This is a genomic window from Embleya sp. NPDC020630 (assembly GCF_044334985.1).
In the GTDB taxonomy this organism is placed as follows: Bacteria; Actinomycetota; Actinomycetes; order Streptomycetales; family Streptomycetaceae; genus Embleya.
This window is the reverse complement of the sequence record NZ_JBIRUB010000006.1, coordinates 517,391-539,526: the sequence shown is the minus strand read 5'-3', so window position 1 is coordinate 539,526 and position 22,136 is coordinate 517,391. Positions and strand designations below refer to the sequence as shown.

20 protein-coding genes are annotated in these 22,136 nt (G+C 71.6%); 4 read left to right on the top strand and 16 right to left on the bottom strand.

Going from position 1 to position 22,136, the window contains the following annotated elements; genetic code table 11:
* The first annotated feature begins 158 nt into the window (after nt 1-158).
* Nucleotides 159-1,079 (top strand): hypothetical protein, encoded by a 921-nt coding sequence (locus tag ACH4XV_RS23805; RefSeq protein ID WP_395792908.1) that lies wholly within the window; start codon nt 159-161, stop codon nt 1,077-1,079.
* Nucleotides 1,080-1,134: 55 nt separating this feature from the next.
* On the opposite strand, the gene ACH4XV_RS23800 is transcribed toward ACH4XV_RS23805, so the two are convergent.
* Nucleotides 1,135-1,953, bottom strand: a complete 819-nt coding sequence (locus tag ACH4XV_RS23800; protein ID WP_395792906.1) for an MBL fold metallo-hydrolase — start codon at nt 1,951-1,953, stop codon at nt 1,135-1,137.
* A gap of 92 nt (nt 1,954-2,045) precedes the next feature.
* On the opposite strand from ACH4XV_RS23800, the gene ACH4XV_RS23795 reads away from it, so the two are divergent.
* Together ACH4XV_RS23795 and ACH4XV_RS23790 are read left to right on the top strand one after the other, a co-directional pair.
* Complete coding sequence (locus tag ACH4XV_RS23795; protein WP_395792904.1) at nt 2,046-2,654, top strand: helix-turn-helix domain-containing protein; 609 nt, start codon at nt 2,046-2,048, stop codon at nt 2,652-2,654.
* 984 nt (nt 2,655-3,638) lie between these two features.
* On the top strand, nt 3,639-4,478 hold the full coding sequence (locus ACH4XV_RS23790) for an alpha/beta fold hydrolase (protein ID WP_395792902.1): 840 nt from the start codon (nt 3,639-3,641) through the stop codon (nt 4,476-4,478).
* A 66-nt stretch (nt 4,479-4,544) separates the two neighbouring features.
* On the opposite strand, the gene ACH4XV_RS23785 is transcribed toward ACH4XV_RS23790, so the two are convergent.
* The 11 genes from ACH4XV_RS23785 to ACH4XV_RS23735 form a co-directional block, all read right to left on the bottom strand.
* Complete coding sequence (locus tag ACH4XV_RS23785) at nt 4,545-5,204, bottom strand: RraA family protein (protein ID WP_395792900.1); 660 nt, start codon at nt 5,202-5,204, stop codon at nt 4,545-4,547.
* Nucleotides 5,201-6,712 (bottom strand): class I adenylate-forming enzyme family protein, encoded by a 1,512-nt coding sequence (locus ACH4XV_RS23780; RefSeq protein WP_395792898.1) that lies wholly within the window; start codon nt 6,710-6,712, stop codon nt 5,201-5,203. Before ACH4XV_RS23780 ends, ACH4XV_RS23785 begins: the two co-directional genes overlap by 4 nt.
* Before the next feature lie 136 nt (nt 6,713-6,848).
* The gene (locus tag ACH4XV_RS23775) at nt 6,849-8,450 is read right to left on the bottom strand and encodes a hydantoinase B/oxoprolinase family protein (protein ID WP_395792896.1); all 1,602 of its coding nucleotides are present in this window, start codon (nt 8,448-8,450) and stop codon (nt 6,849-6,851) included.
* Nucleotides 8,447-10,633, bottom strand: coding sequence for a hydantoinase/oxoprolinase family protein (locus ACH4XV_RS23770; RefSeq protein ID WP_395792894.1), 2,187 nt, complete (start codon nt 10,631-10,633; stop codon nt 8,447-8,449). Before ACH4XV_RS23770 ends, ACH4XV_RS23775 begins: the two co-directional genes overlap by 4 nt.
* A 66-nt stretch (nt 10,634-10,699) precedes the next feature.
* Nucleotides 10,700-10,999 (bottom strand): ferredoxin, encoded by a 300-nt coding sequence (gene fdxA / locus ACH4XV_RS23765; RefSeq protein WP_395792892.1) that lies wholly within the window; start codon nt 10,997-10,999, stop codon nt 10,700-10,702.
* Complete coding sequence (locus tag ACH4XV_RS23760) at nt 10,996-12,051, bottom strand: 2-oxoacid:ferredoxin oxidoreductase subunit beta (RefSeq protein WP_395792890.1); 1,056 nt, start codon at nt 12,049-12,051, stop codon at nt 10,996-10,998. The genes fdxA and ACH4XV_RS23760 overlap by 4 nt, the downstream gene beginning before the upstream one ends.
* A complete protein-coding gene (locus tag ACH4XV_RS23755; RefSeq protein WP_395792888.1) occupies nt 12,044-13,912 on the bottom strand; it encodes a 2-oxoacid:acceptor oxidoreductase subunit alpha in 1,869 nt (622 codons plus the stop codon). The genes ACH4XV_RS23760 and ACH4XV_RS23755 overlap by 8 nt, the downstream gene beginning before the upstream one ends.
* A 599-nt stretch (nt 13,913-14,511) precedes the next feature.
* Entirely contained in the window at nt 14,512-15,294 is a 783-nt protein-coding gene (locus ACH4XV_RS23750; RefSeq protein WP_395792886.1) for a class I fructose-bisphosphate aldolase, read from the bottom strand.
* 52 nt (nt 15,295-15,346) lie between these two features.
* The gene (locus ACH4XV_RS23745; protein ID WP_395792884.1) at nt 15,347-15,784 is read right to left on the bottom strand and encodes an ester cyclase; all 438 of its coding nucleotides are present in this window, start codon (nt 15,782-15,784) and stop codon (nt 15,347-15,349) included.
* Nucleotides 15,781-16,305 carry a VOC family protein gene (locus ACH4XV_RS23740; protein WP_395792882.1) on the bottom strand — a complete coding sequence of 175 codons (525 nt, stop codon included), beginning with the start codon at nt 16,303-16,305 and terminating at the stop codon, nt 15,781-15,783. Before ACH4XV_RS23740 ends, ACH4XV_RS23745 begins: the two co-directional genes overlap by 4 nt.
* 65 nt (nt 16,306-16,370) lie before the next feature.
* On the bottom strand, nt 16,371-17,570 hold the full coding sequence (locus ACH4XV_RS23735) for an aromatic ring-hydroxylating dioxygenase subunit alpha (protein ID WP_395792880.1): 1,200 nt from the start codon (nt 17,568-17,570) through the stop codon (nt 16,371-16,373).
* 188 nt (nt 17,571-17,758) lie between these two features.
* Between ACH4XV_RS23735 and ACH4XV_RS23730 the strand changes: the two genes are divergently transcribed.
* Complete coding sequence (locus ACH4XV_RS23730) at nt 17,759-18,769, top strand: aldo/keto reductase (protein WP_395792878.1); 1,011 nt, start codon at nt 17,759-17,761, stop codon at nt 18,767-18,769.
* A gap of 119 nt (nt 18,770-18,888) precedes the next feature.
* Here ACH4XV_RS23730 and ACH4XV_RS23725 read toward each other — a convergent pair whose 3' ends face one another.
* Genes ACH4XV_RS23725 through ACH4XV_RS23710 form a run of 4 tightly spaced genes read right to left on the bottom strand, consistent with a single transcriptional unit; the run spans nt 18,889 to nt 22,116 of the window.
* Nucleotides 18,889-19,275: a VOC family protein gene (locus tag ACH4XV_RS23725; RefSeq protein ID WP_380011801.1), complete on the bottom strand. Its 387-nt coding sequence runs from the start codon at nt 19,273-19,275 to the stop codon at nt 18,889-18,891.
* A gap of 35 nt (nt 19,276-19,310) precedes the next feature.
* Complete coding sequence (locus tag ACH4XV_RS23720) at nt 19,311-19,700, bottom strand: VOC family protein (RefSeq protein WP_126638600.1); 390 nt, start codon at nt 19,698-19,700, stop codon at nt 19,311-19,313.
* Nucleotides 19,685-21,094 carry an FGGY-family carbohydrate kinase gene (locus tag ACH4XV_RS23715; RefSeq protein WP_395792876.1) on the bottom strand — a complete coding sequence of 470 codons (1,410 nt, stop codon included), beginning with the start codon at nt 21,092-21,094 and terminating at the stop codon, nt 19,685-19,687. Before ACH4XV_RS23715 ends, ACH4XV_RS23720 begins: the two co-directional genes overlap by 16 nt.
* A 2-nt stretch (nt 21,095-21,096) precedes the next feature.
* A complete protein-coding gene (locus ACH4XV_RS23710) occupies nt 21,097-22,116 on the bottom strand; it encodes a zinc-binding dehydrogenase (protein ID WP_395792874.1) in 1,020 nt (339 codons plus the stop codon).
* Between the last annotated feature and the right edge of the window lie 20 nt (nt 22,117-22,136).

Here is a 22,136-nt window from a genome sequence, read left to right as displayed (position 1 = left end):
CCGACGACGACCCGGCCCGCCCCCGAATCGAACCGGGGGCGGGTCGGGTCGCGTTTTTGCGCCGACACCTCGCGCGCGGGGCTGTACACGGGTGGGTACATCCCTTGTCATATGGGTCGGTAGACCCCTTGTCGGGCACTGCCGGCAGCATCGCCACCATGAACGGCACCACCCACACCACCCCACCACGGCCGGTCGACGTCACCGCGCTCCTTCCCGACCTGGCGCCGCTGGCCCGCCCGGCGATCCGGCTGCATCCCCGCCCCGGTTCCCCGTCGCCGTACGACGGTTCGATCGGCGGCCCGCTGCTGTGGCCCGCCGACCATCCGTGGCCGTACTGCACCATGTGGCACGAGTCGACGGGCGATCGCGGGTGGGACGAGCGCCCGGGCTTCCCGTTGGTGCCCGTGGCCCAGCTGTACGCGCGCGACGTACCGCTGTTGCGCTCGCCGGGAGGGGCCGATCTGCTCCAGGTGTTGTGGTGTCCCTTCGAGCACGCGCCGGAGTACAAGCCGCCGACCGCGCTGTACTGGCGAACCGCCGCCGAGGTCACCGACATCCTCGCCGCGCCGCCCGAGCCGTCCGAGGTGCGATACGCCTGCTACCTGCCGAAGCCGTGCGTGCTCGCGCCCGAGCAGATCACCGAATACCCCAACTTTCTGGAGCTGAGCGAGGACCTGCGGCAGCGGTTGGCGGACTGGGACCGGTGGCAGGCGGCCGGCGTCGCGGTGGACGATTCCTACGCGGTCGCGCCGGAGGAGTTCTACATGGACGAGCTGTCCCACGCCCCCGGGTGGAAGGTCGGCGGCTGGGCCCCGTGGGGTCTCACCGATCCCATCGCCCGATTCTGCATCGCCTGCGGCGCCCGGATGAGCCCGCTGCTGACCATCCCCTCGTGTGAATGGGACGACAGCGGCCTCGGTTGGATCCCGCAGGAGGATCGAGCCGCCGCCGAGGCCGGCGAGTCCGGCGATATGGCGAATCCGACCGGGGTCCAGATCTCCAGGGGCAACAATCTGCAGCTCTACGCCTGCCCGGAGGCCACGCAGTGGCACCCGCACACCGACCTGATCCAGTAGCGGAGTCCGTGCCGGAGCACGCGGGCGCGGTGCGGTGCGGTGCCTGCGGGTTCGATCAGCCGATCGGTGGTGCGAGGTATTCCAGCGCGTAACCCTCGCCGGAGGGGGTCACGCGGGCGATGCCGGGTGAGTCGAGGTGGGCGCCGGCCACGAAGTGGTGTGGCCGGCCGAGTTGTTCGAGCAGTGCCGCGCGTGCGGCGCGGGCCTGGGACTGGTCGCCGTCGAGCTCCCAGGACACCTTCGGCTGTTCGAATTGAAGCGTGGGAACGTGCACGGTGTCACCCCAGGCGAGCAGCCGGCCGGCGCCGCTCCGGACCTCGTAGACGGTGTGACCGGGGGTGTGGCCCGGCGTCGGGATCGCGGTGGCCCAGTCGTTGATCGCGACCTCCTCCGACACCGGTACGACCCGGTCGCGGATCGGTTCGAGCCGCCCCGTGAACACCGAGGCGTCGCCCGCGCCGATCCACACGCGCTCGAGCTTGGGGAACGCCTCCGAACCGTCCGGCGCGATCAGGCCGCTCACGTGGTCCTCGTGCCTGTGGGTGATGGCCACATCGGTGACCTGCGCGCGGTCGATTCCCGCTTCGTCGAACGCGTCGTGGAGCAATCCCATGGTGGGCTCGTGCCAGACGTCGGACGCGCCGGTGTCGACGAGCACCGACCGCGTGCCGTCGGTGAAGAAGAAGGCGTTGACCGACAGCCGCAGGTTGTCCCCGGCCAGCGGTACGGCGGCCGGCAACTCGTCGAGCGTGCACCCGTGCTCGTCGCGAAGCCGGGTCGGCGGCATGTCGATGTACCCGTCTCGCAACGCGACCACCTGCAGATCGCCGAATTCGAACGTGGCATGGTGCCGGCCACTCGAGATCAAACGCATGGAATCCCTCACGTCTCTGATGGAAGACCAAATCTCCTATAGAAGAAACCCTACACTGTCGGCAGCGAGGCATCCAGCGATCGAGGAGCACGGTGGTCGAGCAAGACGAGAACGCGGCCGAGCCACAGCACGGTGATGACCTGGCCGGCGCGTTCGGCGGCAATGTGCGGCGCCGCCGCGAGGAGGCGGGGCTGACGCTGGAGCAGTTGTCCACGCGGTCATCGGTCAGCCGGGCCATGTTGTCCAAGGTCGAACGCGGCGAGAAGAGCCCGACGATCGGCGTCGCGTCCAAAATCGCCCACGCGCTCGACGCGTCGCTCTCGGACCTGATCGGCGCGCCGGCTGCCGCCGGGGCCGGGGTGGCCGTTGCCATGCGCAGGAACGATCGCCCCGTGTTCCGTGACCCGGAAACCGGCTTCGAACGGCACATCGTGTCGGCGGCCCCGGGCGCGGGGCGAGCCGAGATGGTCGTCCATCACCTCCCGGCGCAGGTCTCGACGGGCCTGCTGCCGGCGTACCCGCCGGGTACGGAGAAACAACTCGTGGTGCTCGAAGGCACCCTCACCGTCGCGATCGGCGGGATCACCGAAACCCTGGCCACAGGCGACTCACTGTTCTTCCAAGCCGACACGGACCACGGCTTCGCCAACCGAACGAACGCCCCCTGCGAATACATCATGGTCATCTCCCGCAGAACCTGACCAACACCAGACCCCAGCCCTCCACAAGGCACCCACACCGGCAGGGGCCGTACACCACCCAAGCCCACGCCGCCCTTCAGTCGGACACGCCACTCCCACCCACCTCCGCGTCCAACTCCCCGCCCACACCCCCTCGCCTCCGTGCTTGTGCCGGCCCGGCTCCGCGCCCGTGCCGGCCCGGCTCCGTGCTTGTGCCGCCCGACTTCGCGCCCGTGTCCGCTCGCTTGTGCGCCCGTGCCGGCCCGGCTCCGTGCTTGTGCCGCCCGGCTTCGCGCCCGTGTCCGCTCGCTTGTGCGCCCGCGCCCGCCCTGCTCTGCGCCAGCGCCCTCCGCCTTCGTGCTCGTGGCCGCCCTGCTCCTTGGCCGCACCAGCCCGGCTCGGCGCCCGCACCCGCCCGCCGATCCGCCGACCCGGGGAGCGGGAGATCCGCTGGGTCGCCCGGTGAATATCCACCGGTCGGCCCGGAATCCCGAGTTCCTTCCCGCACCGCGCCCCCGGCGCCGCACCTCGCGCCCCTGCGCGGGCCACCCTGCTGCGCTGCCTCGCCGCGCGGTCTCGTGGGGCAACTCGGGTGCAGGGAAGCTCCGTTGGGTCGCTGTCGCGTGCTGTCGCCTCGCCGAGGTTCCGCGCCGCGCAACCCGCTCGGTCGTCTCGCCGCGTTCCCTCGCCGCTGCGCGCCGTCGTTGGTTCGCCGCCGGTACCGCCGCGCTGCGCCGAGCCGTTGCGTCACCTCTCCACGACCCTGCCCGCCGGCCCGCGCGCTCGACCGCGCCCCCGCGCCCGACCGCGCCCGACCGCGCCCGCGCGCCCGTGCCCGCCCGCCTCTGCGTCCGGCCGGTTCCGTGCGCGTGGGTGCACCCGCGTCTGCCCTCGCCCCGCTCCCGTCGGGGCTTCCTGGGGTGGGTGGGGTCGTTGACGTCGAGTGGCTAACGGTGTTAGCTTCGCGGTGTTCGAGGATGCGTCACGGGGAAGAAGGCGACGGCGATGACCGAGTTCCTGGAGATCGAGAGTGGGCGGCTTGCCTACGATGTGCGCGGCGAGGGGCGGCTGGTGGTGCTTTCGCCCGGCATGGGCAACAACCGGTCGTCCTTTCGGGAGCTTGCGGACATCCTGCTCTCCGCCGGATACCGCGTGGCCTGCGTGGACCTGCGCGGGCACGGCGAGTCGACCCTCGGATGGTCCTCCTACACCCGCACCGACACGGCGAACGATCTGCTCGCCCTGATCCGGGAGTTGGGCGGCGGCCCGGCCGTCATCGTCGGACACTCCTTCTCCGGCGGATCGGCCACCATCGCCGCGGCGCGGGCGCCCGAACTGGTCGACGCCATCGTGGAGATCGCCCCGTTCACCCGGGCCCAAAAGGTCGACTTCCGGGCCCTGGGGTCCAACGCCCGCTACCGCAAGGGCATGATCCTGTTGATGGGCGCCGGCATGTTCCGCAACGTCGGGGTGTGGAAGCGCTACCTCCACCATGCCTACCCGGGTACCAAGCCGGCCGACTTCGCCGCCCAAATCGCCGCGCTCGACACCGAATTGCGCCGTCCGGGACGGATGGCCGTGGTGGCCAAGATGGGCATGGCCCCGCCCACCGACGCCGGCGCCGAACTGGGCAACATCCAGTGCCCGGCGCTCGTCCTCGAAGGCACCCTCGACCCCGACTGGTCCGACCCCGCCGCCGAGGGCCAGGCCATCGTCGACGCCATGCCCAAGGGCCTCGCCCGGCTCCAACTCGTCGAGGGCGCGGGCCACTACGCGCACGCCCAGTTCCCCGACCGGGTCGCCGACGCGATCCGCTCCTTCCTGGAACAGCCGGTCCACGACTGACATCCGCCCCGATCACGTGCGGGCCGCCGGCCACCGCGCCGGCGGCCCACACACGCGTCCAGGGCGTCAGCGGTTGCGCAGACGGGTGATCGCCTCGGCCTTGGGGGTGTAGGCCCGGGGGAGGCGCAGACCCGCCGTCAGGGCGGCCAGCACCTCCTCCTCCGCGCGGTGATACGTCAGCGCGTCGGCCAGCAGGACGTCCGCGTCGGCGGCCGGCAACGCCACCGCGCCGCCGTCGTCGAGCAGAATCGGATCGCCCTCCACCAGCGCGGTGTCGCCGATCCGGACCGGGCCGCCGATCTCGGCCACATGTACCGCCCCGCCCGGACCCGCCGTCGCCTCGGATCGGGCCCACAGCCGCAACCCCAGCCGGGCCACCGCCGGCACGTCCCGCACCGCCCCCTCGATCAACGCGCCGACCGCCCCCCGGGCCAGCGCGGCGGTGCTCAGGATCTCGCCCCACACCGCCCCCGGAGCCGCGTCCGCGCCGCCGATCACCACGACCCGGCCGGCCAGGTCCTCCGCGAGCAGCGCATGCAGCGGCTTGAGCCCGTGCGTGCCCGCCCCGGCCGCCAACCGCACCGTACGCGCCGATCCGAGCACAGCGCCCGAACCCCGGTGGAACGGCCGCAACGGCGGCGTCAACCACCCCGCCCGCCCCCGGAGTTGCAGCAGGTCGGCAAGCGCGGCGGTGGCGGGCAGCGGCCCGGGTGCGACGTCGGTCACGAAGAAGTCCTCTCGGTCAGCAGGAACTTGCGGATCTTGCCCACGGATGTACGCGGCAACTCCGCCACCCGCTCGAAGCGCACCGGCCGCTTCGCCTTCGCCAGCCGGGCCGCACACCACTCGGCCAGATCGTCGAGCGCGGCCGGCCCGGCCCCCGGCGCGGCCACCACGAACGCCACCGGCACCTCGTCGCGCATCTCGTCCGGCACACCCACCACGGCTGCTTCCAGCACCGCCGGATGTTCGGCCAACGCCGCCTCGATCTCCACGATCGAGACATTCTCCCCGGCCACCTTGAGCACATCGCCACGCCGACCGGCGAAGTGGAAGTGCCCTTCCGCGTCCACCCGAGCACGGTCGCCGGTGACGAACCAGCCGTCCCGGTAGGCGGCGGTGGTGGCGGCCGGATCGTCGAGATACCCGGCGAACAGGCTCACCCCGGGCACACCGCCGACGACGATCTCCCCGTCGTGCACCGCCACCACGCACCCGGGCGTCGGCCGACCCATCGACCCCGGGATCGGCGCCGCGACGGGATTGCTCAGCACCGCCGGGATGGTCTCGGTCATGCCGTACAACTGGCGCGGCCGACAACCGCCGAGCAGCGTCGCGAAGCGCTCGTACTGCTCGTCCGTCACATTCTGCGCATACCAGCAATGCCGCACCCGCAGGCCGGAGACCGGCCCCCGCCGCGCCGTCCGGGCCAGGATCATCCGGATCGGCGCGGCGAACAGGCTGACATGGGTGACCAGATGCCGAGCGGCCTGGGCGACGAAGCGGCTCGCGGAGAAGGCGGGCAACAACACCACGCTCGCCCCCACCACGATCGCCGCCGCGAAGGAGTAGTACTGCGCGTTCGCGTGGAACATCGGCAGCACGACCAACTGCCGCTCATCGGGCCCGAGTTCGGCGGCAGCCGCCATGACGTCACCGGCGAAGGCGTAGTTGGCCTGCGTGACCATCACACACTTGGGCGCGGCCGTCGTACCGGAGGTGAACATCAGCCCCGCGAGGTCGTAAGGCCCCGGCGGGGGAGTGTCACCGATCGCCGCCGGCCGACCCGACAGGACCGCAAGCGTGGTGTCGTCCTCCCCGACCTCGACCACGACGACGGCTGCGCCCGAATCCCGTGCCGCCGCCCGGTAGTCGGCGGCACGCGAAGGCGCACAGAACCCGAGTCGAGCCCCCGTCCGCCGCAGGTGCGCGGCCAGTTCCGGGGCACTCGCCGACGGATCGTGGCAGACCATCGCCGCGCCGATCCGGACCAGCGCGAGCCACAACGCCACATACGCCGGGCAGTTGCGCAGCGCGATACCGACCCGATCCCCGGGCCGCACACCGCGCGCGGTCAGCCCGCCGGCCACCCGCGCCACGAGGGCGTCGAACTCGCCATAGGTCCAGCGGGTCACCTCCCCGTCCGGCCCCTCCCAGATCAGGAACGGCGCATGCGGCCGACCGGCCACGGTCGCGCACCAGCGCGCGGCGAAGGTGGGCGCTTCGGACGCCACATGAACCTCCAAGGCAAACGGACATGAAAACTTCGGATGACGGCACCAAGCCCGGGGAATCACGCCACCGTACGGGTGCGTCGCAACCAGGCGCCGACGCGCGACCAGGCAGCAGCCGCGCGCCGGCGCCCACGCGTCACGCCGAGCCCGCCCCCGCAGCCCCGGCCGCTCCCGCCGCCACCGGCGCTCCGTACCCCCCACCGCCCGGCAGCTCCAGCCGCACCACATCCCCCGGCTGCAGCGTGATCCGGGCCTGCGTGCGCACTGGTTCGCCGTTGACCGAAAAGCGCCCGGTGGCCCCCTCCCCGCCGCCGAAGATCCCGCGCGGGCCGCGCGCGAGCCGGCTGGCGACCGCGTTGAGCACCCACGGCGACGGCGAGTCCACGGTGAACTCGATGGTCTGCCCCATCCCGCCCTCCTGCGCTCCGATTCCGCCCGAGCCGCGCCGAAGTTCCTTGCGCAGGAAGCGAATCGGTGCCGACGCCTCGACCACCTCCAACGGCACGGCGGACACGCCGGTGGGATACGACGTGGTGGACAGCCCGGGTTTGCCGGCCCGCGCGCCGACGCCGCCCGCGTAGGTGAACATCGCGGTGATGAACGGCCGACCCTCCGCGTCGTGTCCGCTGACCTGCATGGTCCATACGGCCGCCGAACCCTCGGCCATCACCGCCTCCGGCAGCGCCTGGGACATCGCGTTCAGCAGCGGCATCGGCAGGAACATGCCCACCACGTGACGCGCGGTACACGGCGCCGGCGACACCGCGTTGACGATGCTGCCCAACGGCGCCTCGACCCGGATCGGCGCCAACGAGCCCGCGTTGTTGGGTACATCGGGATTGAGCAGGCTGCGCAGAGTAAATGTCGTATAGGCGTGGGTGTAGTTCTTCACCACGTTGATCCCGAACGGACTCGCCCCCGACGAACCGGCGTAGTCCACCAGGATCTCGCCCGCCTCGGCGTCGATCGTGACCGCCACCTTGATGGTGATCTCCGAGCCGTCCGCCAGGTCAAGCACCGACGCGGCCTCGTACGTACCGCCGGGCAGCGCCCGGATCGCCCGTCGGGTGGCCTCCTCGGAGCGGCGGATCACCTCGTCGCCCAGATCCTCGATGTCCGCCAACGCATACGCGTCGAGCAGTGTCTTCAGCCGCGCCGCGCCCACCTCGCCGGAGGCCATCTGGGCGTGCAGGTCACCGGCCATGTGCGTGGGTTGGCGGACGTTGGCCAGGATGAAGTCCCAGACGGGCTCGTTGCGTTCGCCGCCGACCATGAGCTTGCTGATCGGGATCCACAGGCCCTCCTCGAACACGTCCCGCGCACCCGCGCCGATGCCGTAGCCGCCGACGTCGGTGTGGTGGATGGTGGAGCCGAAGAAGGCGATCACCCGGCCGCCGCGCCAGACCGGCACCAGGACGGTGACGTCCAGCAGTTGCCCGGCGGTCTGATACGGGTCGTTGGTGACCAGTACGTCCCCGGGGGCGAGCGAGTCGACCGGGTGCCGGTCCAGGATGTTGCGACAGGCGATGGCCAGCGAGTTGATGTGTCCGGGGGTGCCGGTGACCGCCTGGGCGACCATCCGCCCGCGCCGGTCGAACAGCGCGTTGGCCAAGTCGCCGGCCTCGCGCACGATCGGGCTGAACGCGGCCCGCTGGAGCGCCTTGGCCTGCTCGTTGACGGTCGCGACGAGGGAGCCCCACAGGACCTCCAACTCGATCGCGTCGAAGGTGCGAGTCACGCGGATCCCTCCTCGGTGGCAGCGATGGCAGCGATGGCAGCGCCGGCAGCGGCAGCAGAAGCAGCAGGAGCGGCAGAAACAGCTGGATGGGCAGGAGCGGCAACCGTCGCCGTGGCCACGATCGACCCGTCCGGCGCGACCTCGCAGGTCCAGCCGTCGGGAATGACCGACGTTGTCTCCCGCTCCTCGACCAGCGCGGGCCCGACGAACCGGTGCCCCGCCCCGAGTTCGGCCCGCCGGTACACCGGGACGTCGACGGCGGGCGCGCCCAACCGGAAGCGCGCGGCGCGATACCGGTTCGGCGTGGGCTCGCCCGCGCCGACCGGTACCGTGGGCACCTCGAAGCCCGGCGCGTCCGACCACGCGGCGACCCGCCACGTGACCACCTCGACGCCGACGTCGGGGATCCGCAACCCGTAGATCTTCTGGTACTCGGTGTGGAACTGCTCGACGGTGTCGGCGAGTGTGGTCGGCCAGGCGTCGCCCTCGCCCACCCACAGGGTGATCTCGTTGCCCTGGCCCTCGTAGCGCGCGTCCAGGCCGTAGCGGTAGCGCACATCGCCCGCCTCCGCCCCGGCGGCGGCCAGTACCCGACGCGCCTCCTGACGCATGTCCGCGAGCAGCGTGTCCCGGTCGGCGGACACCCCCTCGTCGAGAGTGCGCACCATGCTGCGGGCCAGGTCGATCCGCACCGGGCTGACCAGCGTGCCGAACGCGGACAACACGCTCGCGTTGACCGGGAAGATCACCCGGGGCGCCTCCAGGAGCGTGGCGACTCCGCACGCGTGCACCGGTCCCGCGCCGCCGAACGCGATCAACGAGACGCCGCGCAGGTCGATGCCGCGCTCGACGGCGTGCATCCGCGCGGAGGCGGCCATGTTCTGGTTGATCACCTCGTACACGCCGACCGCGACGTGGTCCGCGTCGGCGCCGGCGCCGAGCCGTTCGGCGAGCGGAGCGAACGCGGCCCGGGCGGCGGGCAGATCGAGCGGCATCTCGCCGCCCAGGAAGTACTGGGGGTCGAGCAGCCCGAGCACCAGGTCCGCGTCGGTGGTGGCGGGTACGGTGCCGCCTCGGGCATAGCCGACCGGGCCCGGATCGGCGCCGGCGGAGTCGGGACCGACCTTGAGCAGGCCGAGTTCGTCCACCCGGGCCAGGCTGCCGCCGCCCGCACCGATCTCCACGAGGTCGACCGACGGGATCGAACAGGGGTAGCCCGAGCCCTTCTTGAACCGGTAGACCCGGGCCACCTCGAACGCGTTGGTCAACTCCGGCCGATAGTCCTCGATCAGGCAGGACTTGGCGGTGGTGCCACCCATGTCGAAGCAGAACAGCCTTTCCTCGCCCAGCCGTCGGGCGTACCAGACACCGGCCAGGGCACCCGCGGCCGGACCGGACTCGACCAGCCGGATCGGTACCCGGCGGGCGTCGTCGGCGGAGACCACCCCGCCGTTGGAGAGCATCATCAGCACCGACGCGCCGAAGCCCTCGGCGGTCAACCAGGCCTGCAACTCGGCCAGATAGGGCCCGATCACCGGCATGGTGGCCGCGTTGCACGCGGTGGTGACCATGCGCGGATACTCGCGGATCTGCGGCGTCACCTCGTGCGACGCGCACACCGGCACGGACAGCCGCTTGGCCAACCCCTCGGCGACCGCCCTCTCGTTGGCCGCGTCCGCGTACGAGTTGAGCAGGCACACCGCGACCGACTCCACCTCGTGCGCGGCCAACCGAGCGGCGAGCGCGTCGAGTTCGGCCTCGCTCGGTGCGGTGCGGACCTCGCCGGCGGCGGTGGTGCGCTCGTCGATCTCGAAGACCAGATCGCGCGGGATCGGCGGGGCCGGGAACTCGATCTGGAGGTCGTACATGTCGTAGCGGTGCTCGTTGCGGATCTCCAGCGTGTCGCCGAAGCCCAGGGTCGTCACCAGCGCGGCCCGGCCGGTCTTGCCCTCGATCAGGGCGTTGGTGATCAGCGTGGTGGCGTGCACGATCGGCCGGGTGATGTCGGCCGGCGTGATGCCGGCCTTGGCCAGCGCCGAGGTCACTCCCACCCGGACGCCGCCGAGCGGGGCGGCCGGGGTGGTCAGCGTCTTCTCGACCACCACACGGCCGGTGTCGGCATCCAACAGGACCACGTCGGTGAAGGTGCCACCGATGTCCACGGCAAGGCGCCAGTCGGTCATCTCGGGCCTCCTGTTCTTCTCGGGTGTACGGAGAGCTGGATCAACTCGGTTCAACAGCAAGGAGGTTCACTGGACCGTGGGCGGCAGCGCGGTCACCGTCGCCGGGTCGGACACCGGTTCCGCGTCCGTTCGTCCGGCGGTGGCCTCGGCGGCCGCGTCCAGGTGCCACAACCAGTCGGCGGGCAGATCGTCCACGTGGTAGATGGCCTCCACCGGGCAGACCGGCTCGCAGGCGCCGCAGTCCACACATTCCTCGGGGTGGATGTAGAGCATGCGATCGCCCTCGTGGATGCAGGCGACCGGGCATTCCGCCACGCAGGTACGGTCCTTGACGTCGACGCAGTTCGCGCCGATGACGTAGGTCATCTCGCCTCGCTTCCGGTGGGCGCCGGCACGGTCCAGGTATCGCCGCCGCCGAGCAGGTCGGCCACGCTGCCGGGGCCGCGCTCGGCGCGCACGCGGTGGCCCTGCTCGAGCACGGCGCCGTCGTAGGTGGGTCGGCGCACGCTGCGGAACACCCCGATCGGGGTCGGCCCACCCGCCTCCGGCAACCGGGACAGCGCGAACGCCGGGACCGGGTCGCTCGTATGCGCGTCGTGCACCACGGCCGCGTCGTCCCCGGCCCCCGGCCGCAACCCGCCGCCCGGATCGCGCACCACCGTGCGGGCGCCCGCCGGGCCGTACCGCATCGGCGCACCGTGTTCGAGCCGCAACACGTGCTCGTCCCGGGTGCCGGGCGCCTTCAACCGCTCGAAGGCGCCGTCGTTGAAGATGTTGCAGTTCTGGTAGATCTCCACGAGGGCCGTGCCCTCGTGCGCCGCCGCCGCGCGCAGCACCGAGGTCAGGTGTCTGCGATCGGAGTCGAGGGTGCGGGCGACAAAGCCCGCCTCGGCGCCGAGAGCCAGCGAGATCGGGTTGAAGGGATGGTCGAGCGACCCCTCCGGGGTGGACTTGGTGATCTTGCCGGTCTCCGAGGTGGGCGAGTACTGACCCTTGGTCAGACCGTAGATCCGGTTGTTGAACAGCAGGATCTTCAGGTTGACGTTGCGGCGCAGCGCGTGGATCAGGTGGTTGCCGCCGATGGACAGCGCGTCGCCGTCGCCGGTGACCACCCACACGCTCAGGTCGGGGCGGGACACGGCCAGGCCGGTGGCGATCGCCGGTGCCCGGCCGTGGATCGAGTGCATGCCGTAGGTGTCCAGGTAGTACGGGAAGCGGCTGGAGCAGCCGATGCCCGAGACGAAGACGATGTTCTCCCGGCGCAGGCCCAGTTCGGGCAGGAAGCCCTGGACGGCGGCCAGGATGGCGTAGTCCCCGCAGCCCGGACACCAGCGCACCTCCTGGTCGCTGCGGAAGTCGCGGGCGGACAGCGGGGGTGTCGGCCGCTCGGCGATGGTGAGCAGGGGCGTGTCAGACATCGGCGGCGACCTTCTCGATCGCGGTGCGCAGTTCGGCCACCTTGAACGGCATGCCGCGCACCTGGGTGAGGGATTCGACGTCGACCGGGTACCGGGCCCGCAGCAGGCCCGCGAGTTGGCCCAGGTTCATCTCCGGGACCAGCACGCGCCGGTAGCGGCCGAGGAGTTCGCCGAGGTCGGCCGGGAACGGGTCGAGGTGGCGCAGCCGGGCCCGGGCCACCGCGCCTCCGGCGGCCCGGACTTCGGTACACGCGGCGGCGATCGGCCCGGCCGTGGAGCCCCACCCGAGCACCAACACCTCGGCGGCGCCGCCCGGATCGTCCACCGCCAGCGGCGGCAGGTCACGCGCGATCCGGTCCACCTTGGCCCGCCGGGTGCGCACCATGTGATCGTGGTTGGCCGCGTCGTAGGAGATCTCCCCGGTGCGGTCGGCCTTCTCCAGCCCGCCCACCCGGTGCTCCAGGCCGGGCGTGCCGGGCACCGCCCAGGGCCGGGCCAGCGTGTGCGGGTCGCGCAGATAGGGCTGGAAGCACGGCGTGCCGTCGGCGTCCACCGCATTCGCTCCGGTCGCGAACGCCGGGTCGATCACCGGCAGCTCGTCGATGTCCGGTACCCGCCAGGGCTCGGAGCCGTTGGCCAGGTAGCCGTCGGAGAGCAGCACCACCGGCGTGCGGTAGGTGACCGCGATCCGAACCGCCTCGACGGCGGTGGCGAAACAGTCGCCGGGCGAGGAGGCGGCCAGTACCGGCACCGGCGACTCGCCGTTGCGCCCGTACAACGCCTGAAGCAGATCCGACTGTTCGGTCTTGGTGGGCAGCCCGGTCGAGGGCCCGCCGCGCTGTACGTCCACGACCACCAGCGGGAGTTCGAGCGAGACCGCGAGTCCGATCGTCTCCGACTTCAGCGCCAATCCCGGCCCGGACGTGGTGGTCACCCCGAGTGAGCCACCGAAGGCCGCACCGAGCGCCGCCCCGATCCCGGCGATCTCGTCCTCGGCCTGGAACGTGGTCACCCCGAAATGCCGCTGCCGGCTCAGCTCGTGCAGGATGTCCGATGCCGGGGTGATCGGGTACGACCCGAGAAACAGCGGCAGTCCGGCCCGATCCGCGGCGGCGATCAACCCGTAGGCGAGGGCACGATTGCCGGTGATGGTGCGATACCGCCCGGGCGCCCGAGGCGCGGACGCAACCCGATACCCGCCGCCGAACGACTCGGTCGTCTCCCCGAAGTTCCAACCCGCGGTGAACGCCGCCACGTTGGCCGCCGCCAACTCCGGCCGCCGAGCGAACTTCTGCCGCAAAAACGCCACGGTCGCCTCGGTCGGCCGGTGGTACATCCACGACAGCAGCCCCAACGCGAACATGTTCCTACCCCGCTCGGCATCCCGCCGCGGCAGATCAAAGGACCGCAACGCCTCCACGGTCAACCCGGTCAACGCCACCGCATGCACCCGATAGCCGGCCAACGACCCATCGACAAGCGGGCTGACCCCCGCCGGATATCCGGCCTTGACCAGATTCCGCGCGGTGAACTCATCGGTATCCACAATGACGTCCGCCCCACGCGGCAGCCCACCCAGGTTGGCCCGCAATGCAGCCGGATTCATCGCCACCAACACATCGGCGGCATCCCCGGGAGTGCTGACCGAATGATCCGCAAACTGAATCTGAAACGCCGAAACCCCAGGCAACGTCCCACCCGGCGCGCGAATTTCCGCAGGAAAATCCGGAAACGTGGACACGTCATTCCCGAAAAGCGTGCTCTGCGCGGTAAACCGATCCCCCACAAGCTGCATCCCGTCCCCGGAATCCCCGGCAAACCGAACAACCACCCGAGACACGGAGGTAACCAGCTGAGCCATAATCGCAACTCCCGATCCAATCCAGCCCATCCGACGCATGAGGCCCCCGACCCGAGCCCAGCCCTGGGCGGGCCCGAACCGAGCCATCTCAGCCCGTCCAGCGTTTGAGGACAGCCGGCCCGCAGGCCGTCCCAGGGGCACGGGCCCGAGCCCAGCCCTGAGCGGGCGCGAACCGACCTACTTCAGCCCGTCCGGCGTTTGAGGACAGGCGGGCCGCAGGCCGGCCAGGGGGCACGGGCCCGAGCCCAGCCCTGGGCGGGCGCGAACCGACCCAATCCAGCCCGTCCGGCGTTTGAGGACAGGCGGGCCGCAGGCCGGCTCGGCGGCACAGGGCCTGAGCCCGGCCCTGGGCAGGGCCGTACCGGGTCATTTCAGCCCGTCCGGCGCTTGAGGACAGCCGGCCCGCAGGCCGGCCCAAAGGCACGGGCCCGAGCCCGCCCTGAGCGGGGCCGTACCGGGTCATTTCAGCCCGTCCGGCGTTTGAGGACAGCCGGCCCGCAGGCCGGCCAGGGGGCACGGGGCCCGGGTCCGGCCCAGGGCAGAGGCCGTACCGGGCCATCTCAGCCCGTCCGGCGCGTGAGGACCGCCCACCAAGTCCGCTAGCCCGCCCCGCCCCCGTGGACCGCATCGCGAAGCCGCTCCACGAGCAACTGCGGCTTGGCCGACCCCCACACGTTCCGCCCGAAGGCCACCCCGGCCCCGCCGGCCGCGACCACGCCGCCCGCCAACGCCACGACCTCGTCCTCACTGTCCGACTTCGGCCCACCCAGCGCCACCACCGGAACCGGACACGCCTCGACCACGGCGGCGAACTCCTCGGGCCGACCCGGGCAGACGGTCTTGACGATGTCCGCCCCCAGTTCCGCGCCGATCCGCGCCGCGCGCGCCACGTTCTCCGTGGTCCACGGCACGGCCTTGCCCCAGCCCCCCGGGATCATCTCCGCCATCACCGGCAGGCCGAGCTGTTCACATTCCGAGGTCAACCGGGCCAGCCGCTGCAACGACAGATGCTCGTCCGGCGCACCGGGGAAGGCCAGCACCACCACGCAGTCCGCGCCCAACTTCAGCGCCTGCTCGGGCAGATGCATGATGTCGGTGACATCACCCGGCGCGAACTCGCCCAACTCCGAGGCACCACCGTCGATCCGCAACACCAACCCCGCATCGGCGAAGGTGTCGGCGTAGGCCCGAGCCAGGTGCCACGTGGCGAGCACCGCGTCCGGACCGCCCGCGGCGATCTGCGCCATCGGCTCACCCAGCGGCGGCCCCTCGCCCATGTACGCGGCGTGGTCGATGGCGACGAACACGGCCCGGCCGTCCGGGCCGAACATCCGACGCATCCGCCGAAGCTTGCCCGCCCCGGTAGCGGAATAGGTCTGCACAGTCGTTCCCTTCGATCGTTCTCCACCCGAGTCGGCGGAGCCGAAAACACCTTCAGTCCAGATCCGCGGACGGCCCGAGCCGAGCCGTATCCGCGCCCCCGACCTGCCGCTCGAACTCGCTCCCGTCCCAGTAGTCCACGCGATGCGCCACCAACCCGCTCACCACCCGAAACCGGAACACCCCACGGATCCGCACCGGTTCGGCGGCCCGCGAGCCACGCGGCCGACACGTCATCGTGTAGGCGAGCGCGGCCCGATCGCCGTCCACCAGCAGGTCCTCCACGACATAGCGCAACTCCTCGAACTCGGCCAGGAAATGCGGCAGCCGCTCGCGATAGGCGGCCCGCCCACGCAGACTGCGCCCCAGCGCCGAGGTGTGCTCGTTGTGGAAGTCGACACTCACCCGGTCCGCGATCGTGTCCGGATCACCCCCGTTGAGCGCCGCGACATACGCCTCGACCGCCGCCCGAGTCCCCGCCGCCTCACTCACGCATCGGCCCGCACGTCCCGGCCGTCCCGAACATCCCCGCCGTCCCGGACACCCCCACCGCCCCCGCCCTCCCGCTCACCCCACAGCTCACGAACCTCCGCGAACACCTGCTGGTTGTGCGAGATCTCCACGACATTGCCGTCCGGATCCTTCAGCGCGCAGATGTAGCCCACCGGCGGCGGCACATCCATCGGCTCCCAGTGCAGGCAGCCGGCCGCCCGTGCCCGCTCGGCGATCGTCTCCACGTCGCCCCGCGACGGCACCTCCATGCCCAGATGCGCGAACGGCGTCAGCTGCGGTTGCGGATTGCCCCGGTCCTTGTCGAAGGCGACCAGGACCAGCACGAACGGCGTCTGTACCTGGTCGGGATTGGACAACCACGCGTTGGAGCCGGCGTCGTCGCTGTGCCGCGACACCACCACCAGCGGGGTGAACGAGGTGTAGAAGTCGATCGCCGCGTCCAGGTCGGACGACGGCAGCGCGATATGGGTCCAGCGGGCCTCGGTCAACGTCGGTTCCATCGCGATGGCTCCTCTCGGTCCGGTGTGGTGCGTGTGCTGCGTGTACTTGCGCCGCCCGACGGCACTCAGTCGATCGGCCCGTCGAACTCGTCCGCCGCCAGCGGCGTCGCCACGTCCTGACGGATCTGCCGCATCATGTGCTGGGCGCGGCCCTCCCACGCGCTGGGCGGACCCACCCGGTAGAACGGCGACCGCAGGTTCTCCATCAGCACGGTCACCATGTCGGTGTCCTCCTTGTTGGTCAGCTCCAGATTGACCAACTCCCGCTCCTGCACGTCGAGATCGTCGGTCAGCCCGTAGATCCGGGAGAACAGCCGGGTGCGATCGGGCGCGATGGGATCCGCCCGCACCATGATCAGCTGGGAGGCGTAGGGCAGCGGCGTCAGATTCGGGTAGACGAACTCCGCGTAGCTGCCGCGCAGATCCTCCTCACCCAGGTCGGTCCGACCCAGCGACATGTCGTACGCGTCGCTGTGCGGCTTGTAGCCGCTGGTGGTTCGCCCTTCGAAGCGCACCACGGTGTCCATCTGCTTGCGCACCTTGTTCAACCGGCGGTGCACGAAACGCACGTGGTAGTCGTCGTTGGAGTTCTCGACGAACGCCTTCCAGTTGAACGGGTACTCCTCGTCCAACTCGCGGTGGTAGCGGTGGTAGTCACCGATCCGATACGCCGTGTAACGCGGCAGCAGCGGTGCGATCCACTCCTCGAAGGACGGCGCCTTGTGCGACAGGCACGCGAAGACGAGCTTGTCGAAGGCCACGTGCACCCGGATGGGGACCAGGCCGTACCGGTGCATCGGGAAGTCCGGCCCGTACATCCGGTTCATGTCCGGAATCGACAACAGCGTGCCGTCGAGCCCGTACGTCCATGCGTGGTAGGGGCAGGCGAACGCCTTGCCACAGTTGCCCGAGGCGTTGAACGCGACGCCGGAGGCCCGGTGCCGGCAGTTGTTCAGGAAACCCTTGACCGAGCCGTCGCGCTGCTTGACCACCAGGACCGACTGGCCGCCGATCCGCCCGGTGATGAAGTCGCCGGGCCGGCGCAGGTCCTCGGTGTCGCCCAGCCAGATCCACGAGCGGGCGAACACCCGGATCATCTCCAGATCGAACAGGTCCCGATCCCAGACCTCCCAAGGCTGCAACATCTCGCTCGGCAGGGGGGCGTCCACCAAACCGTCGCCCTCGCGAGCGGTCGCGGTCCGGCGTTGTTCCGCCACCCGCTCGTCCAGGGCATGTTCCGCGGCCCCGATCCGGTCCGTCAGCACAACGTCCTCCCCGTCACCTGGGATGTTTGCGATACAGCCGAAGGTAGGCGGCGGGAATCGGCCCCGATATGTGCTTCAGGCACGAACAAACGGCCCTCGCGCTGCGCCCGGACCACATCGGTGCACACGTACCGGCGTGCCAGCCTCGGGGGAGCACGTCCGAAGCACGGCACCCTGGGAGGACATCCGTGGAGTACACCCCGCTCGGTCGCACCGGCATCCGGGTCAGCAGGCTGTGTCTCGGCACGATGATGTTCGGCGCGTGGGGCAACACCGACCACGACGCGTGCGTGCGCATGGTGCATCGCGCGCTCGACGCCGGGATCAACTTCGTCGACACCGCCGACGTGTACGCGTTCGGGGAGAGCGAGCGCATCCTGGCGAAGGCGCTCAAGGGCCGCCGCGACGACGTGGTGCTCGCCACCAAGTTCGGCGAGGCGATGGACCCCGACGCGCCGCTGCGCCGGGGGGCCTCGCGGCGCTGGATCATGCGCGCGGTGGAGGACAGCCTGCGCCGACTGGAGACCGACCACCTGGACCTGTACCAACTGCACCGGCCCGACCCGACCACCGATATGGACGAGACGCTGGGCGCGCTGACCGACCTGGTTCGTCAGGGCAAGGTGCGCGCGATCGGCTCCTCCGCACTGCCCGCCGACGCCATCGTGGAGGCGCGCTGGACCGCCGAGCGGCACGGGCACCAGCCGTTCGCGACGGAACAACTGGCCTACTCGGCCTTCGCCCGGCACGCGGAACACGCCGCGCTGCCCACCTGCGGCCGACACGGTCTGGGCGTGCTGGTGTTCAGCCCGCTCAACGGCGGCTGGCTGACCGGCAAGTACCGCAACGGTGCCGCCGTTTCGCCCGACTCCCGCGCGGTGCGCAACGCCGAGCACTTCGACCACGCCGACACCACGATCCGCGCCGCGAAGACGGCCCTGGTGGAGGAGTTCGCCGTGATCGCCGACGAAGCCGGGTGCAGCCTCCCCGAGTTGGCCCTCGCCTTCGTCCTGGCCCACCCCCAGGTGGCCTCCGCCATCCTCGGCCCGCGCACCCCGGACCAACTGGAGTCCCAACTCGACGCCTGCGAAGTCGAGTTGAGCCGGGAGGCGCTGGCTCGACTGGATGCCCTGGTCGCCCCCGGTACGGACGTCAACCCGGCGGACTGTCCCTATCCCCGCCCGGCTCCCCGAACCTGAGCGCACTCGCGCCCGTCACATCACCGACAACCGCCCGTGCGCACGGTCCGTATCCGGGATCGTGCGCACGGGCGGTTCGGTGGGCCGATGGACCGGCGAGTGGCCCCGTCGGCGCTACCTCACTTCTCCCACATCACGATCTGGTTGCCCCACGGGTCCAGGAACGAGGCGTGGTGGCCGCCGAATTCCTCCCAGTAGCACTGCTCCCACAGCGCGGTCGCGCCGAGCAGCACCGCCTTGTTCAGATACTCGCTCGGGGCCGCGTCGACCAGGATGTACACCCGCGAGTGCAGTCCGGAGCGCGGCTGTTGGGGCAGCGGCGCCGGGTCCGGCACCTGGGCGGCCTCGTCGAACAGGCCCAGGTGCAGACCCTCGCCCGGCACGATCTGGTGGAAGACGCCCTGCGGGCGCGGGTTGATCGTCCAGCCGAACAACTCGCGGTAGAACTCGGTGGTCGCCTGCACGTCGGGCGTGGGCATGTCGACGAAGACCAGGGTGTTGGTCACGGGTGGATCCTTTCCGGGGGTTCGGGTACGAGAAGTCAGACCTGGTGGGCGTGACCATGCGTGAAGTAGGTGCCCTTGTCGCGCCACAGCACGACCTCGTTGCCCCACGGGTCACGGAACGCGGCGTAGCGGGCCTCGAATTCGGCCCACGGCTTCTCCTCCCACAACACACTCGCCCCGGCCGCGACGGCCTTGTCGAGGTAGGCGGGCGGCTCGTCGACCATCACGTAGATGCGCGGCACCGGACCGACCGCGGGGCGGGCCTCGCGGCGGATGCCCAGGTTGGGCTTGACCCCGGGCAGCACCTCGCTGAACTCGTCGGCCGGGCGCCGCTTGAACTCCCAGCCGAACAACGCCGCGTAGAAGGCGGACGTGGCCTCCACATCGGGGGAGGGCAGGTCCATGAAGATCACCGGATTGGGCACGTCGACTCCTGGGGGCGGGTGGGGGTGGTGACGGCGGCGGACGCGCGCCGCTGGGCGGCGTCGCCGAGGTCGAGGAAGCGGCGCAGTCCGGCCGCGTACTCGGGGTGGGGTTCGGGGTCGAGCACGGTCGTCGCCGGGCGCGGCCAGTCGCCCGCCCGACCTGCCCCGGGCGCGGGCCACCAGCGTGCGCCGGCGCCGGCGGCCAGGGCCGCGCCGTACGCGGCCAGATCCGTCTCGGCGGGCACCTCGACCGGAACGCCCAGTATCGAGGCCTTGATCGAGCACCACAGCGCGCTGCGCGCGGGCGAGCCGGCGCACACCAGGGTTTCCAGGTGAACTCCCTGCGCAGCCAGGCTCGTTGCGATGTGCGCGAGGCCGTACGCGGTGCCCTCCAGGACGGCGCGGGCCAGTTCGCCCGGACCGCTGCCCGAGGTCAGGCCGAAGACCTCGCCGCGCAACTCGCGGTTCCAGCGCGGCGCGCGCTCGCCCTCGAGGTAGGGCAGGATCACCACGCCCCGCGCGCCCGGCGGTACCTCGGCGGCCAGGGCCAACAGGTCGCGGACCTCGCGCCCGGTGAGGTCGCGCAGCCACTCCAGGATCAGCCCGTGCGCGGCGACCGGCCCGCCGACGATCTCGACCCCGGGCACCGCCGCCGGCAGCGCGTACGCGTCGGCGGCGGGCGAACCGGCGGCCACCGCCACGGCCAGCCCACCGGTGCGCCCGCCGGGGTCCAGGGCCCGTCCGGGGCGATCCAACCCGCCCGCCCAAAAGGCCAGATAGGCATCCTGCGCACCGGCCACCAGCGGGGTGCCCGCCGCCAGATCGTGCCCGGTCCCCAGCGCGCCGACCACGGACCCGGTGGCGACCACCGGCCCGTAGCCGGTCAGCGCCGGATCACCCGGCCACCGCGCCTGCGCCCGATCCGCGCCGAACCGGGCGGCCAGCCAGTCGTACAGCTGCCAGGCCCGCACATCGGGTCCGTGCGCGGCACGCAACGCCGCGTGCTGGGCGTGGTGTTGCTCCACGGGCGAGCCGGTCGCCCCCGCCGGATGCCGACAGGTCAGCGCGGCAACCCCGGAGCCGACACCGGACCCGACCCCAGAGCCGACACCCGGTGCCCCGATTCCCCCGACCACGGTCGTCGGGCTCTGCCCGCCCAGGCACAGTGCGGCGGGACGGTCCGCACCGGGCACCAGCGCGCGCAGTTCGGCCAGCGCCTGCGTGGTCGCGGCCAGCCAGGCGTACGGATCGGCGTGCCCGGCGCGCCAGTTCGCCGCCCCGGGGTAGCCGGCGGAGGTATCGCCCAGGACCGAGCCGTCGGGATCCAGGGCCAGCGCGCGGACCGAGTTGCTGCCGACGTCGACGCCGACCACGACGGAGGAGGTGCCGGGCATGCTCAACCGCCCACGAGGACACGGTAAACGGGCGACTTCGCGGCCAGCCGGAAGGCCGCGTCCACGTCGGCGAGCGGATAGGTGGCGGTGACCAGCGCGTCGAGGTCGGCCGCCAGCCGGCCGGAGCCGATGATCGCGGCGGCCTCGGTCCAGTCCTGCGGCTCCTGGCTGTACACGCCGACGATGCTCAGTTCGTGATGGTGGATCAGATCCGGCCCGACCCCGGCGAGCACTTCCTTGGGGAAGGCGCCGAAGAGCACCACCGTGCCGCCGTCGTCGCACAGGGCGAGCGCGCCCTCCAGGGCGCCCGGGGCGCCGGCGGTGACGAACACGACGTCCTGCCTGCCGCCGCTCTCGACGGCCTGCTCCGGGGTGCTCGTCCAGTCCGCGCCGGCCGCGCGGGCCTCGGCCAGGCGTTCCTCGCTGATGTCGATCAGGCCGACCGACGCGGCGCCCTTGAACCGGGCCAGGGCCAGGTGCAGTCGGCCCATGAACCCGGCACCGATCACCGCCACCCGATCGCCCGCGCGCAGTCCGCCGAGCCGGGCCGAGTGCGCCACACAGGCCAGCGGTTCGCCCATCGCGGCGTGCGCGATGGGCGCCGAGCCGGTGCGAAACGCCTGGAGCGCCTTGACCTTGACGAACTCGGCGAAACCGGCGCCCATCGAGATGGTCCCGTCCACGAGCGCGCCGCCCTGCGGCTGCTTGCACAGCGCACTGCGCCCGCGCCGGCACGAGGTACAGGTACCGCAGCGGGTGAGCAGGTCGACGGTGACCGTATCGCCGACCGCCGCGACCCCGGGCAGCCCGGCCACGGCGGCGCCCACGGCGACCACCTCGCCCGCTACCTCGTGGCCGGGGGCGACCGGGTAGATCGGCTTGGTGCCCAGGTAGAGCCGGCGCTCCATGGTGCACATGCCGGTACGGCCGACGCGCACCAGCACGTCGTCGGGGCCGACCTCGGGGACCGGCTCCTCGCGCAGGTCGACCTGCTCGGGCGCGGTGACAACGGCAACTCGCATGGGGGCTCCTCGACTTCGCG